We start from the raw sequence: 14,340 nt of genomic DNA, 5'->3' as shown, positions 1-14,340 counted from the left end.
CAATCGGATTATTATAAAAGGTATGCTAGGATGTCCTCAAACATTCTTTAAATCAAAATGAAATATACAGTAGTGATATAAAATTCTCTCCAAAATTCAAAGAAAATTCTGTATAATATAGGTATTAAAGTTTTTACACCGCTATTCATTTTAAATAAATTCTTTTCTTCCAAGAACCTTACATACATTTCGATTCATATTTAAGATTCGCAAACTGAAAAATAGGAGGGATATTAGTATGAAATTATTATTAATTTTAGGTGTATCACTCACATTTCTTACAGCTATTTTTACATCTGGTTACAATGATAAACCTGGTACACATAAAAAGTGATGTGCTTCTAAGCACATCACTTTTTTTATCAATCATTTATAATACACATTTTCCATATCATATTTTGATAAAGGTCGGCTATAATAATAACCTTGCACAAACTTCACATTCTTTTCCTTCAAAAATTGTATTTGTTCCGCTTTCTCTACTCCTTCTGCAATTACATTCAATTCCAAAGTATGAGCTAAATGAATAATTGCAGCTGTAATATTCGTATCGCGTTCATCTACATGTATACCTTCCATAAAAGAACGATCGATTTTCAACGTATCAATTGGATATGTTTTTAAATAACTTAAAGATGAATATCCCGTCCCAAAATCATCTAAATGAATCTTTAAATTTTGTTCTTTTAATTGTAGCAATACTCTTTTCGATATGTCTTTATGTATAAGGGCTCCTTCGGTAACCTCTATCGCTAATAGATGAGCTGGTACATTGTACTTATGTAAAGCACGTGTAATCATTTCTATTAATGTAATAGAGCGAAAGTGCCTGGCTGAAATATTAACTGCAATTGGGACAACTTCATATCCTTTATTTAACCATTCACGTATTTGACGACACACTTCATTTACTACCCATTCATCAAGCTTAATAATAAATCCCGTTCTTTCTGCTAGCGGAATAAATTGATTTGGAGAGACAAATCCTAATTCTTTGTTCTCCCACCTTATTAAAGCTTCCATACTAGCAATTTTTTTCGTTTCAATATTAATTTGTGGCTGATAATATAAGAAGAATTCATTTTTTTCTATAGCTCGATGCAATTGGTTTTCTATTATAAATCGTTGTTCACGCTCACAATCTAATCCACTGCAATAAAAATGATAATGCCCTTTTCCTTTTTCTTTCGCTTTTTCCAAAGCAGCATCAACTCTTTGGAATAATATTTTTTCATCTTCTCCATCTGTTGGAGCCATTACAATTCCGATTGACGCACTTAAATATACGTCCTCTTCTTCGATTACAAAATGTTCACTTATCTTTTTTTGTATGCTTTTTGTAACTACCTCTACATGTTCTTTCGTTATGTTTTCTATTAACATAACGAATTGATCATCGTGTTCTCTAAATAAGTGCATACCGGCTATTTGGAAACTACTTAAACATTCTGTAACTTTCTGTAATACTTTATCTCCTTCTTTATGGCCAAAAGTATCATTAATAAGGTGAAATTCATCTAAATCTATAAAGATAAACGCAAAATCTATCTTCTCATTTAAAAAATCATTTAATTTATTTGCACATGAAATTCTATTCATTAACCCTGTTAACTGATCATAATAAGCTAAATATTCTGTTCGCATTTCATTTAATACTTGCCTTGTAACATCCCTCGTAACAATATATACCCCAACAATTTCACCGTTCACAATAATCGGAACAGTTCTCAAAGAAATATAGAGCTCGTACCCTTCTTTATGAACATATTTCTTTGAAACAATTTGCTTTGCTCTTCCTTGCAGGGCTCCTTTAAATATAATTTGAAAATCTTTTTCATATTCTTTATTAATAAATTCAAAAATAAATTTATTATGTAATTCTTCATATCGGTATCCAAATATTTCATACGTTGCTGGATTTGCATATGTAATTCTACCTATAGAATCTATAGATATAATGGAGTCATTATTATATTCTAGTAATGACTTAAATAACATTTGTTTTTCCTCTATCTCAATCTTCTCCTCAATTTGAGCTGTGATATCCCTCGTAATACAAATAATAAACTGACATACTCCTTCTTCGTCGAATACGGGATTAAGTGAAGACTCATAATGTAAATTACCAGTTGCTAAACTAATTACATCACGAAAAGTATAAGCTCTCGCTTCTTTTACTGCTTTTGTATATTGCTTTTGTAATATTTTTGCTTTATCTACGGATAATACTTCTGCAAACGTTTTTCCATAACATTCTTCGCTTAGCTTCGCATAATCCATACCTATCTTATTTACATAAATATATTTAAAGGTTTCATCATCCATAACTTTCATAATAAATACTAAATCTTGAATAGCGTGTAATAAGCCTCTTTTTATTAAATCCATATCTATCATACTTAAAAAGGTATTTTGATTACGATATTGTTCCTTCATATTTATCTCAACCCGTCTGATCTATTTTTATTCATATATCCCATTCTATATGAATATGTACCCTTTTTTAAATGTATGATGATATATTTATTTTTATTTTAAGAAAAAAAGTCGCCATATGGCGACTTTTAATAAACAATTTCTAAATCTAATCCTGGATAATTTTGTTGACGGAACGCTTCATAAATTAAAATAGCTGCTGTATTAGATAAATTTAATGAACGCACTTTATCAGTCATTGGAATACGTAAACAATGATCGAAATTTTCTTCGATTACATTAGCTGGTAAGCCGTTTGTTTCTCTTCCAAATACAAAATAGTAATCCTTCTCACGTTTGCTATAATCAAATGCTGTATGAGCTTTCTCGCCATACTTTGTTAAATAGAAGAATTCACCGTCTTTATTTTTCTCATAAAATTCTTCAATTGAATCATAATACGTAACTTTCACGTGCTGCCAATAATCTAATCCTGCACGCTTTAACATTTTATCATCCGTTGAAAATCCAAGCGGTCTAATCAAATGCAATTCTGTTCCAGTTGCTGCACAAGTACGAGCAATATTCCCTGTATTTGCTGGAATTTCTGGTTGATATAAAACAACATGTACTCCCACGCGATATTCACCTCTGTTTTTTGTCTACTACGTATTATACCACTTGAGCGAAAAATCTCTACCCATTAATAATGTGAAAGAATTTATATTTCATTTGTGGTGTATATTTACTAGAATCTTCATAGTTCCAATAACGCCGACGGCTATTCGCTGAATGTGCATTTACAAGTGGCATACCATCTGCATCTTTTGCTACTACAATCGTCGTATGATTCCACCTACCATCATCCTCGAAATCATAAGCAATGACATCACCAAGAATCAGGTCCTCTGGTCTTTCTACTGCTTCTGCTCGAAGCCCAGTTGTAGCACCTGACAAATACCAATAAAAAGAGTGTGCGACAGCCCAGCTCCAACTCCACTGATTCTCCCTTTGCCACCAACCTTTACGAATATTAGGATATCCATTCATTGGTACTTCTCCAGTATGAAGACATTGAGAAATAAAATTCGTACAATTATCAGGGAAATTACGATATACAGGGTTTCGATCATCCCACCAACGCTCTGCATATTTAACTGCCTCTAAACGGTTATACTGATAAGAACCATACTTCTCTTTTATAACTTCTCTTTCTAACGTCTCACTCATTCCAACTGCTTCTGGCACTTCAATAGCATAATCACCTATTACCCGGCTATTATTTAAACAAACTCTTCGTTTTAATTGTTCCTCTTCGATATAAAATAATTCTTTATGCTTAATTAAATATTTAAAATGTATTTGATAATCAATTTCTTGATGATTGCTATTATTTAATTGTCTCATGAAAGAAACGTCCGCAGTTGCTTTCACTATCTCTGCATTACGCTTTTGAAACAATTTTTTCTTTCTCTGTGCTATTTGTAATAAATCTTCAGCAATACCGTCTACATTTGTTCGTTTTTCTGTTATATATGCTAAAAATTGTTGCACTTGCTTTTCAATATTTATTTTTACAACCATTTCGTCTCCCTCCCATATTACAATATGAAAAAGGGAGATATTATCTACTCTTTTTTCTGCGCTAACAATTCAAGCCCGCGATTCATTTCATGAAGAACCTCTTCATCTTTCTCACGTTGCATCGCTTTTTCAATGGCTTCGCCCACGCCATCTCCACCAATTTTTCCAAGTGCCCATGCTGCTGTTCCGCGAAGTACTGGTCTTGGATCATCTTTCATAACACCTATTAAATCAGGAATTGCTGATGCTTCTTTAAAATGTGCAAGTGCCAAAATCGCATTTCGTTGCAACGGCTTTTTACCTCTCCATGAACCAGACATAATTCCATATTTTTCTTTAAAATCACGATTACTAATTGTTAAAAGTGGTGTTAATAACGGCTTAACTAACTCAGGATCTGGTTCCATCTCAGGGTGGTTATGAAAATCCATTCCTTTATTTTTTGGACAAACAGTCTGACATGTATCACATCCATATATACGGTTTCCTATTTTGTCACGATATTCTTCCGGTAGGAATCCTTTCGTCTGTGTTAAAAATGCAATACATTTCTTCGAGTCTAACTGTCCTCCTTGTATTAAAGCACCTGTAGGACAAATATCAATACATTTTGTACAGCTTCCACATTGATCTTCTATTGGTTGGTCTGGTGGGAATGGAACGTTTGTAATCATTTCTCCTAAATATACATACGAACCAAATTCAGGTGTAATGATAGCGCAATTCTTACCGCTCCATCCAATACCCGCACGCTCCGAAACAGCTCGATCACTTAATTCACCCGTATCAACCATTGACTTAACTTCTATATCGGGAAGTTTTTCGATTAAATATGCTTCTAATTTTTGCAAACGATCTCGTAACACAAGATGATAATCTTGTCCCCAAGAGGCACGACAAAAAATCCCACGGCGTTCTCCACGCTTACTTAATGGTGCATTTTTTAATTTTGAAGGATACGCTAATGCAATCGCAATAATTGATTTTGCACCAGGTAGTAGAAGCTGTGGGTTCGTTCTCTTTTCTATATCAGGCTCTTCAAATCCAGATTGATAATTTAATTGTTGCTGCTGGATTAAGCGCTGCTTTAATTCCTCAAATGGTGAAGCACTAGCAAAGCCTATTTTATCTATACCAATTGTTTTACTATACGCAATTACATCTTGCTTTAATTGTTCAAAATCCATTCTTAATCGCCTCCTCAGATGAATCCATCCCTTATGTAACGACTATATTGGTTAGCAATTCACTTTTGGAATACTATTCTTTACTTCTATTTTCGCATACAATTATATTTTTCAAACATTAAAAAACGCAATGCCTCGTTTATCTTAGAAACGAAACACTGCGTTGATCACAATTTATAGAAAAACATTTAATAAAATTTGGAGCGGGTGAAGAGAATCGAACTCTCGACCAGAGCTTGGAAGGCTCTTGTTTTACCACTAAACTACACCCGCAAATATGAAATACATATAAGATATTAGAATAACTTATGTAAAGTAGTATAGCATGTAAAAAAAACGGAAGCAAGAATTTTATCGAAAAAAGTCGAAAAAGTGATGAGTATCTCATCACTTTTTCAATTCTTTATCAATCGCCTTCTTCATACTATCGAAATCAGGGTTTGCAAGATTTCCGTTTACATATACTGAAGGAGCACCTTGAACTTTTAATTTTTGAGCACGATCTGAATCTTTACGTACTTTTTCTTTTATATCTTTACTGTGTAAATCCTTCTTAAATTGTTCTACATCAACTTTCGGAAGCTTCTCTTTCACAATGTTAAGAAGTAATTCTTCTGTAATCCATTCTTCCGTGTCTTTCTTTTGACTTTGATAAATCTCATCATAGAAAGTCCAGAATGAATCTTTATCTTGTTTATAAATTGCTTCACCAGCTGCTGCGCCTAAATCAGAGTCTTTTCCGATAAACGGGAAGTTAATAAAATATAACTGCACTTTACCTTTATCAATATACTCTTCTTTTAATCGTGGTAATACTGTTACATCCCAAGTACGACACGCAGGACATTTGAAGTCTCCAAATTCAACTACCTTAACTGGTGCATCATCTTTCCCTAAAGATTGTTGTGTGGAATAAGCAAACATCTCATTCCCTTTATCTTTTTTGTCATTTATGATGCTATACGCAATTGTTCCGATTACAATCAATACTGCGATAGAAAAAACTATACCAAGAGCCATGAGTTTATTTGATTTCATATACATTCCTCTTTAAATTCATATTCTGTATACAGCATTGTACACAATACACATAATATCAACACTTATATACGTCACGCAATGAACACGCTCACATAAATTACAAAAATACAACATTTGTGACGATATTGTGTCACAAATTGTCACAATTTATCCAAAAAAAGAAGCTCCTATGTAGGAACTTCCCTTAGCTTACTGCTTTTTCACGCGCATTATTTAACATCGACTGCTCTATTTTTATATCATGACGAATTACTAATTTCTCACTAACTGCTTGCACATACTCATCATGATTGATGTAGCCTTCTTTCTCCATCAATCTCAAAACGACATTTCGTCTCTCTACGGCCTTATCATAATTTTGTGCAGGTGAGTAATAAGCAGGTGCTTTTACTACAGCAGCCATCATTGCACTTTCAGCCAGCGTTAATTGGTCCACCTTTTTACCGAAGTAAAGGTTTGCCGCTTTTTCAATTCCCCATGCTCCTTCTCCATAATAAATATTACTTACATACAATTTTAAAATTTCATCCTTCGTAAATGTACGTTCAATTTTTTTCGTATAGAAAATCTCTTTCCACTTACGAGAAAATGTACGTTCATTCGTTAAAAAAGCATTTTTGGATAACTGCTGTGTAATTGTGCTTCCGCCTTGCACAACACCACCAGCCTTTATATTCTCAACAGACGCTCTGACAATCGCTATATAATCTAAACCATTATGATGATAAAACCTTTTATCTTCTGTCGCAATAAATGCATGTGTTAATGATTCTGGCACCTCTAACTTAGCTGGTACATGTAATTTACTAATATCACTTTGCTCGATCATTACATTTCCAACGAATAATAATGTACAACTTAACAATAATAATAAAATAATGGCTTTATAAAAGAATTTAGTCATTGGATTTAATGCAACTTTTTGATGATAGTTCACCCTAGATAATACTCGTTCTTTCATCTTGAACACCTCTTTTCCACACAGCGTATAACTCTTACTTTAAGAATACCTTGTTGTAAAAAAACATCCCATCGATTTCTCTTACACGTACCTTACATCATTGTAAGGTATAAAAAAGTATTGTATCACAGTATTTTTTTATCTACTATTCATCTGAAATATTGAATATAGATTATGCTAAACCAATAGCAGAGTATACCTTAAGCCTATACTTCCCTATTAAAACACCCTATTTTCATTATATCATCTACAAATATATATATATTTGTAAGTATCTAGTAATCTAAATGTATACAATATATCATACATTATACAGAACAAACGTTCTCAAAATCAACACTAGCACTATTATTATTTTGACCTTTTTCTTAAACAGTATACAAAAAAGAGTAGTGATTTGATTGTATCTCAAACCTGCTACTCTTTTCTTTACAATCTACCTATTAAATTATATGGCTGCACTTCCCACGTTTCGTACGGAATACAATGTGTTGCTCTCATCGCATCAAGCGTTCTGGATTTCATATGAGGACGCGTTATGTACTCATCTATGTTCCCTTCATTTAAAGCAACAAATTTAGCCTCTTGTATTTCTTCAGGTTGAATTTGTATTTCACCGCTCACATATGCTACTTTAAAAACGACAGCCAGAATGTGCATGGAAGCATTATAATAAACTCCTGTAATACCGATAGGCTTCACCGTTAATCCTGTTTCCTCTTTTATTTCCCTACAGACAGCTTGATCGAGTGCTTCTCCCTCTTCCACCTGTCCTCCTGGCAACTCCCACGTATCCGCTCGCCAGTGTACCTTTGCTAATAACACCTCATTTGTTTCGTTAGTTAAATAACCTGCTACGGCAACGATATGCTTCGGTGTTCTATGTTCCATATTAAACCTCCTAGCAATAATGATTATTTCATATATCCCTATAAGCATATTCTCTGTCTACAACAAAATACCTTTACTAATTCATCATCTAAATTAACCTCATAAAAAAAGCCCCTATCCGTTAAACGAACAGGGGCATCTATCGTATTATTCTCCTAAGTCTACGTTGTGGTAAACTTGTTGCACATCTTCTAAATCTTCTAATGCATCAACCATTTTTTCAAATTGTACTTGAGCATCTTCAGGAAGTTCTACATCACTTTGTGCAAGCATTGTTAATTCTGCAACTGTGAATTCTTCAACACCAGCATCTTTAAGTGCAGATTGTACAGAATGGAATTGATCAGGTTCAGCATACACGATAACAGCATCTTCTTCTTCTAGAATGTCACGTGCATCTACATCTGCTTCCATTAAAATTTCAAGAACTTCATCTGATGTTTTACCTTCAAGACCGATAACAGCTGTCGCATCAAACATGTAAGCTACAGAACCGTTTACACCCATGTTACCACTGTTTTTGCTAAATGCAGCACGTACATCTGCTGCAGTACGGTTTACGTTATTTGTAAGTGTATCTACAATTACCATAGATCCATTTGGTCCGAATCCTTCATAACGAAGCTCGTCATAATTTTCTTCTGAACCGCCTTTTGCTTTTTCAACTGCACGATCAATAATTGTTCTTGGCACATTGTATGTTTTCGCACGTTCTAATACGACTCTAAGCGCTTGGTTTGACTCTGGATCTGGCTCACCTTGTTTTGCTGCCACATAAATTTCACGTCCAAATTTCGCGTATATACGGCTTGTATTTGCATCTTTTGATGCTTTTTTCTCTTTAATATTATTCCATTTACGACCCATACTTTCCACTCTCTTTCCCGTTTTAAATCTACATAAAAATATTAATATGAAATATAATGTGTATTCAACACATTTTTAAAAGAAATATAAAAAGTTCATTTTTGATTCATATTACAGACATAATATAAATTACTATCATTTTGTTCTTTCGACAAGTTATATTATACATGAATTCCTACATTTATTACGAATTTTAGAATCACATAGCATAATTTAACAAAAAAGACGATATTGATTTCCATAATATTCCCTTAATTACTTTCTATCGTTGTATAATTAAAATAGGAAAAAATTTGAAGAAAAGATGAAGGGATAATTATGACACATTCAAATGGTCTTAAAGGAATTGGAGAGAAGTTAAACCCAACTATCTATCAAGTGAGATTCATGAAATTAGATGAACCAATTCGATTTGAGTCGTTTCCTGAATTAAAGAAATTAGGGGACTGGTTAAGTACTTCAGCGCAAATGTGGTCGTGTCACTCAACTATGTACAAGTACAACAGAGAAGAATTTGAAAAGAAATTTTTAGAAATCACAAAATTAACAGCTGATAATGTTCTAATATCTACTGGTGGTGTCGGATTCAACTTCATGTCACCGGGCTGGAGAAATTCTCTCTAGAGTACTCAAAAAGAATATTGTATATACAATATTCTGCTGACATTTTATAGAATACCGGAATGAAAAGGATAAAAACAAACATTCATTTTTATCCTTTTCATGTTTCGCAGTTTACTCACCGCACACTTTTTGTGCTTATTTTTTTGTGTAATGAAAACACAAAAAATCTCTATACAATTAGTATAGAGATTTTTTATTACGCCGTTCATGATACCGATGGTCGGGGTCGAACCGACACTCCCGAAGGAACACGATTTTGAGTCGTGCGCGTCTGCCAATTCCGCCACATCGGCACAAAAGAAAGGCGGCAACCGGATTTGAACCGGTGGTAAAGGTTTTGCAGACCTCTGCCTTACCACTTGGCTATGCCGCCATGTTAAATTTTATTGGAGCGGAAGACGGGATTCGAACCCGCGACCCCAACCTTGGCAAGGTTGTATTCTACCACTGAACTACTTCCGCAAAAATGGCTGGGCTAGCTGGATTCGAACCAGCGCATGACGGAGTCAAAGTCCGTTGCCTTACCGCTTGGCTATAGCCCACCGAATTCTTACTTAATTATATGTAAGTATCCATTAGATTATTTGTAATTTTAAAAATAAAAATGGGGCGACTGATGGGAATCGAACCCACGAATGCCGGAGCCACAATCCGGTGCGTTAACCACTTCGCCACAACCGCCATGTTGTGTAAATATATTTGGCAGGGGCAGTAGGAATCGAACCCACACTGGAGGTTTTGGAGACCTCAGTTCTACCTTTAAACTATGCCCCTATGTAAATGGTGGAGGGGGGCAGATTCGAACTGCCGAACCCGAAGGAGCGGATTTACAGTCCGCCGCGTTTAGCCACTTCGCTACCCCTCCGAAACTTACATGGTGCCGGCTAGAGGACTTGAACCCCCAACCTACTGATTACAAGTCAGTTGCTCTACCAATTGAGCTAAGCCGGCGTATATTATTAAGATAAATGGTGGCTCGGGACGGAATCGAACCGCCGACACGAGGATTTTCAGTCCTCTGCTCTACCGACTGAGCTACCGAGCCTTATTAAAATGGCGGTCCCGACCGGGGTCGAACCGGCGATCTCCTGCGTGACAGGCAGGCATGTTAACCACTACACCACGGGACCATTTGGTTGCGGGGACAGGATTTGAACCTGCGACCTTCGGGTTATGAGCCCGACGAGCTACCGTGCTGCTCCACCCCGCGACAATATTATTCATATAATTTATATGGTGGAGGATGACGGGATCGAACCGCCGACCCCCTGCTTGTAAGGCAGGTGCTCTCCCAGCTGAGCTAATCCTCCAAAAGTGGTGACCCGTACGGGATTCGAACCCGTGTTACCGCCGTGAAAGGGCGGTGTCTTAACCACTTGACCAACGGGCCAAATATTATAGATCCTATGGCGGAGAGCAAGGGATTCGAACCCTTGATACGCTTGTGACGTATACACGATTTCCAATCGTGCTCCTTCGGCCAACTCGGACAGCTCTCCAATGGCTCCGCAGGTAGGAATCGAACCTACGACCGATCGGTTAACAGCCGATAGCTCTACCGCTGAGCTACTGCGGAATAATATTGCCTGGCAACGTCCTACTCTCACAGGGACAAGGTCCCAACTACCATCGGCGCTAGAGAGCTTAACTTCCGTGTTCGGTATGGGAACGGGTGTGACCTCTCTGCCATCATTACCAGACATTATTCTTTTGAGACAATCATTATTATAACTTATTCACTTTAAAAGTCAACAAGTTTTTTATGTTCTCTCAAAACTAGATAACATTGCTACATATTATATGGTTAAGTCCTCGATCTATTAGTATTCGTCAGCTCCACATGTCACCATGCTTCCACCTCGAACCTATCAACCTGATCATCTTTCAGGGATCTTACTAGCTTACGCTATGGGAAATCTCATCTTGAGGGGGGCTTCATGCTTAGATGCTTTCAGCACTTATCCCTTCCGCACATAGCTACCCAGCTATGCCCTTGGCAGAACAACTGGTACACCAGCGGTGCGTCCATCCCGGTCCTCTCGTACTAAGGACAGCTCCTCTCAAATTTCCTACGCCCACGACGGATAGGGACCGAACTGTCTCACGACGTTCTGAACCCAGCTCGCGTACCGCTTTAATGGGCGAACAGCCCAACCCTTGGGACCGACTACAGCCCCAGGATGCGATGAGCCGACATCGAGGTGCCAAACCTCCCCGTCGATGTGGACTCTTGGGGGAGATAAGCCTGTTATCCCCGGGGTAGCTTTTATCCGTTGAGCGATGGCCCTTCCATGCGGAACCACCGGATCACTAAGCCCGACTTTCGTCCCTGCTCGACTTGTAGGTCTCGCAGTCAAGCTCCCTTATGCCTTTGCACTCTACGAATGATTTCCAACCATTCTGAGGGAACCTTTGGGCGCCTCCGTTACACTTTAGGAGGCGACCGCCCCAGTCAAACTGCCCACCTGACACTGTCTCCCGGGTCGATAAGACCCGTAGGTTAGAATTTCAATACAGTCAGGGCGGTATCCCACCAGCGCCTCCACCGAAGCTAGCGCTCCGGTTTCAATGGCTCCCGCCTATCCTGTACAAACTGTACCAAAATTCAATATCAGGCTACAGTAAAGCTCCACGGGGTCTTTCCGTCCTGTCGCGGGTAACCTGCATCTTCACAGGTACTATAATTTCACCGAGTCTCTGGTTGAGACAGTGCCCAAATCGTTACACCTTTCGTGCGGGTCGGAACTTACCCGACAAGGAATTTCGCTACCTTAGGACCGTTATAGTTACGGCCGCCGTTTACTGGGGCTTCAGTTCAGAGCTTCGCTTACGCTAACCCCTCTCCTTAACCTTCCAGCACCGGGCAGGTGTCAGCCCCTATACTTCGCCTTACGGCTTCGCAGAGACCTGTGTTTTTGCTAAACAGTCGCTTGGGCCTATTCACTGCGGCTTTCCGTTAAGAAAGCACCCCTTCTCCCGAAGTTACGGGGTCATTTTGCCGAGTTCCTTAACCAGAGTTCTCTCGCACACCTTAGGATTCTCTCCTCGCCTACCTGTGTCGGTTTGCGGTACAGGCACCTTTTATCTCGCTAGAAGCTTTTCTTGGCAGCGGGGAATCAAAGACTTCGCTCCATAAGGAGCTTCCCCATCACAGCTCAGCCTTCACGATAAGCGGATTTGCCTACTTATCAGCCTAACTGCTTGGACGTGCACAACCAATCGCACGCTTCTTCTATCCTTCTGCGTCCCTCCATTGCTCAAACGATAAAGAGGTGGTACAGGAATATCAACCTGTTGTCCATCGCCTACGCCTGTCGGCCTCGGCTTAGGTCCTGACTAACCCTGAGCGGACGAGCCTTCCTCAGGAAACCTTAGGCATTCGGTGGACGGGATTCTCACCCGTCTTTCGCTACTCATACCGGCATTCTCACTTCTAAGCGCTCCACCAGTCCTTCCGGTCTGACTTCACTGCACTTAGAACGCTCCCCTACCACTGATACCATTGGTATCAATTCGCAGCTTCGGTGGTGTATTTAGCCCCGGTACATTTTCGGCGCAGAGTCACTCGACTAGTGAGCTATTACGCACTCTTTAAATGGTGGCTGCTTCTAAGCCAACATCCTAGTTGTCTAAGCAACTCCACATCCTTTTCCACTTAATACACACTTTGGGACCTTAGCTGGCGATCTGGGCTGTTTCCCTCTTGACTACGGATCTTATCACTCGCAGTCTGACTCCTAAGGATAAGTCATTGGCATTCGGAGTTTGACTGAATTCGGTAATCCGATGAGGACCCCTAGTTCAATCAGTGCTCTACCTCCAAGACTCTTACACTTAAGGCTAGCCCTAAAGCTATTTCGGGGAGAACCAGCTATCTCCAGGTTCGATTGGAATTTCTCCGCTACCCACACCTCATCCCCGCACTTTTCAACGTGCGTGGGTTCGGGCCTCCATTCAGTGTTACCTGAACTTCACCCTGGACATGGGTAGATCACCTGGTTTCGGGTCTACGACCACGTACTAAACGCCCTATTCAGACTCGCTTTCGCTGCGGCTCCGCCTCTTCAGCTTAACCTCGCACGGGATCGTAACTCGCCGGTTCATTCTACAAAAGGCACGCCATCACCCATTAACGGGCTCTGACTATTTGTAGGCACACGGTTTCAGGATCTCTTTCACTCCCCTTCCGGGGTGCTTTTCACCTTTCCCTCACGGTACTGGTTCACTATCGATCACTAGGGAGTATTTAGCCTTGGGAGATGGTCCTCCCAGATTCCGACGGAATTTCACGTGTTCCGCCGTACTCAGGATACATTCAAGAGAGAACGAAGTTTCGACTACGGGGTTGTTACCCTCTACGACGGACCTTTCCAGGTCGCTTCGTCTACCTCGTTCCTTTGTAACTCCGTATAGAATGTCCTACAACCCCAAGAGGCAAGCCTCTTGGTTTGGGCTATGTTCCGTTTCGCTCGCCGCTACTCAGGAAATCGCATTTGCTTTCTCTTCCTCCAGGTACTTAGATGTTTCAGTTCCCTGGGTCTGTCTTCCTTACCCTATGTATTCAGGTAAGGATACCATACCATTACGTATGGTGGGTTTCCCCATTCGGAAATCTTCGGATCAAAGCTTACTTACAGCTCCCCGAAGCATATCGGCGTTAGTCCCGTCCTTCATCGACTCCTAGTGTCAAGGCATCCACCGTGCGCCCTTTCTAACTTAACCAAACTAAAATTAAAAAAATATGAGCTACACTGTTATCTAGTTTTCAAA

9 protein-coding genes, 16 tRNA genes and 2 rRNA genes are annotated in these 14,340 nt (G+C 38.8%); 1 reads left to right on the top strand and 26 read right to left on the bottom strand.

The features are described 5' to 3' along the window. Nucleotides 1-366: 366 nt before the first annotated feature. The 9 genes from KZZ19_RS02815 to KZZ19_RS02775 all read right to left on the bottom strand — a co-directional run bounded on the left by KZZ19_RS02815 (nt 367) and on the right by KZZ19_RS02775 (nt 8,946). Complete coding sequence (locus KZZ19_RS02815; RefSeq protein ID WP_237982645.1) at nt 367-2,436, bottom strand: sensor domain-containing protein; 2,070 nt, start codon at nt 2,434-2,436, stop codon at nt 367-369. Nucleotides 2,437-2,564: 128 nt separating this feature from the next. Continuing rightward, nucleotides 2,565-3,053 carry a tRNA (uridine(34)/cytosine(34)/5-carboxymethylaminomethyluridine(34)-2'-O)-methyltransferase TrmL gene (trmL, locus tag KZZ19_RS02810; RefSeq protein ID WP_000538149.1) on the bottom strand — a complete coding sequence of 163 codons (489 nt, stop codon included), beginning with the start codon at nt 3,051-3,053 and terminating at the stop codon, nt 2,565-2,567. A gap of 58 nt (nt 3,054-3,111) precedes the next feature. Beyond that, on the bottom strand, nt 3,112-3,999 hold the full coding sequence (locus KZZ19_RS02805; RefSeq protein WP_098343803.1) for an amidase domain-containing protein: 888 nt from the start codon (nt 3,997-3,999) through the stop codon (nt 3,112-3,114). A gap of 44 nt (nt 4,000-4,043) precedes the next feature. Next, nucleotides 4,044-5,186, bottom strand: a complete 1,143-nt coding sequence (gene queG, locus KZZ19_RS02800; protein ID WP_060629454.1) for a tRNA epoxyqueuosine(34) reductase QueG — start codon at nt 5,184-5,186, stop codon at nt 4,044-4,046. 199 nt (nt 5,187-5,385) lie between these two features. After that, nucleotides 5,386-5,459 (bottom strand) — tRNA-Gly (locus KZZ19_RS02795). Between the two features lie 114 nt (nt 5,460-5,573). Continuing rightward, nucleotides 5,574-6,224 carry a DsbA family protein gene (locus tag KZZ19_RS02790; RefSeq protein WP_088095054.1) on the bottom strand — a complete coding sequence of 217 codons (651 nt, stop codon included), beginning with the start codon at nt 6,222-6,224 and terminating at the stop codon, nt 5,574-5,576. A 187-nt stretch (nt 6,225-6,411) separates the two neighbouring features. Next, a complete protein-coding gene (locus KZZ19_RS02785; RefSeq protein WP_237982644.1) occupies nt 6,412-7,188 on the bottom strand; it encodes a transglycosylase domain-containing protein in 777 nt (258 codons plus the stop codon). 429 nt (nt 7,189-7,617) lie between these two features. Next, on the bottom strand, nt 7,618-8,079 hold the full coding sequence (locus tag KZZ19_RS02780) for an NUDIX hydrolase (RefSeq protein ID WP_237982643.1): 462 nt from the start codon (nt 8,077-8,079) through the stop codon (nt 7,618-7,620). 147 nt (nt 8,080-8,226) lie between these two features. Next, nucleotides 8,227-8,946, bottom strand: a complete 720-nt coding sequence (locus tag KZZ19_RS02775) for a YebC/PmpR family DNA-binding transcriptional regulator (protein WP_076542245.1) — start codon at nt 8,944-8,946, stop codon at nt 8,227-8,229. Between the two features lie 318 nt (nt 8,947-9,264). Between KZZ19_RS02775 and KZZ19_RS02770 the strand changes: the two genes are divergently transcribed. Then, on the top strand, nt 9,265-9,570 hold the full coding sequence (locus tag KZZ19_RS02770; protein ID WP_237982642.1) for a DUF3884 family protein: 306 nt from the start codon (nt 9,265-9,267) through the stop codon (nt 9,568-9,570). A gap of 211 nt (nt 9,571-9,781) precedes the next feature. On the opposite strand, the gene KZZ19_RS02765 is transcribed toward KZZ19_RS02770, so the two are convergent. The 17 genes from KZZ19_RS02765 to KZZ19_RS02685 form a co-directional block, all read right to left on the bottom strand. Next, a tRNA-Leu gene (locus tag KZZ19_RS02765) sits at nt 9,782-9,863 on the bottom strand. 9 nt (nt 9,864-9,872) lie between these two features. Continuing rightward, nucleotides 9,873-9,943: transfer RNA gene (locus tag KZZ19_RS02760), tRNA-Cys, on the bottom strand. A gap of 14 nt (nt 9,944-9,957) precedes the next feature. Next, nucleotides 9,958-10,032, bottom strand: a tRNA-Gly gene (locus tag KZZ19_RS02755). A gap of 5 nt (nt 10,033-10,037) precedes the next feature. Continuing rightward, a tRNA-Gln gene (locus KZZ19_RS02750) sits at nt 10,038-10,112 on the bottom strand. A gap of 63 nt (nt 10,113-10,175) precedes the next feature. Then, nucleotides 10,176-10,251 (bottom strand) — tRNA-His (locus KZZ19_RS02745). Nucleotides 10,252-10,270: 19 nt separating this feature from the next. Further along, nucleotides 10,271-10,344, bottom strand: a tRNA-Trp gene (locus KZZ19_RS02740). Between the two features lie 7 nt (nt 10,345-10,351). Next, nucleotides 10,352-10,435, bottom strand: a tRNA-Tyr gene (locus tag KZZ19_RS02735). A gap of 10 nt (nt 10,436-10,445) precedes the next feature. Then, a tRNA-Thr gene (locus KZZ19_RS02730) sits at nt 10,446-10,521 on the bottom strand. Between the two features lie 18 nt (nt 10,522-10,539). Further along, nucleotides 10,540-10,615, bottom strand: a tRNA-Phe gene (locus KZZ19_RS02725). Nucleotides 10,616-10,624: 9 nt separating this feature from the next. Beyond that, nucleotides 10,625-10,700: transfer RNA gene (locus tag KZZ19_RS02720), tRNA-Asp, on the bottom strand. Between the two features lie 3 nt (nt 10,701-10,703). Continuing rightward, nucleotides 10,704-10,780, bottom strand: a tRNA-Met gene (locus tag KZZ19_RS02715). 24 nt (nt 10,781-10,804) lie between these two features. Further along, a tRNA-Val gene (locus tag KZZ19_RS02710) sits at nt 10,805-10,880 on the bottom strand. 5 nt (nt 10,881-10,885) lie between these two features. Beyond that, nucleotides 10,886-10,960 (bottom strand) — tRNA-Glu (locus KZZ19_RS02705). A 17-nt stretch (nt 10,961-10,977) separates the two neighbouring features. Further along, nucleotides 10,978-11,069 (bottom strand) — tRNA-Ser (locus KZZ19_RS02700). A 2-nt stretch (nt 11,070-11,071) separates the two neighbouring features. Further along, nucleotides 11,072-11,146: transfer RNA gene (locus tag KZZ19_RS02695), tRNA-Asn, on the bottom strand. A gap of 8 nt (nt 11,147-11,154) precedes the next feature. Next, a 5S ribosomal RNA gene (gene rrf / locus KZZ19_RS02690) occupies nt 11,155-11,270 on the bottom strand. 100 nt (nt 11,271-11,370) lie between these two features. Further along, nucleotides 11,371-14,292: ribosomal RNA gene (locus KZZ19_RS02685) — 23S ribosomal RNA — on the bottom strand. Between the last annotated feature and the right edge of the window lie 48 nt (nt 14,293-14,340).

The organism is Bacillus thuringiensis (assembly GCF_022095615.2).
Lineage (GTDB): Bacteria > Bacillota > Bacilli > Bacillales > Bacillaceae_G > Bacillus_A > Bacillus_A cereus_AG.
The sequence above is the reverse complement of the archived record's forward strand: the minus strand, read 5'-3'. Positions and strand labels throughout refer to the sequence as shown.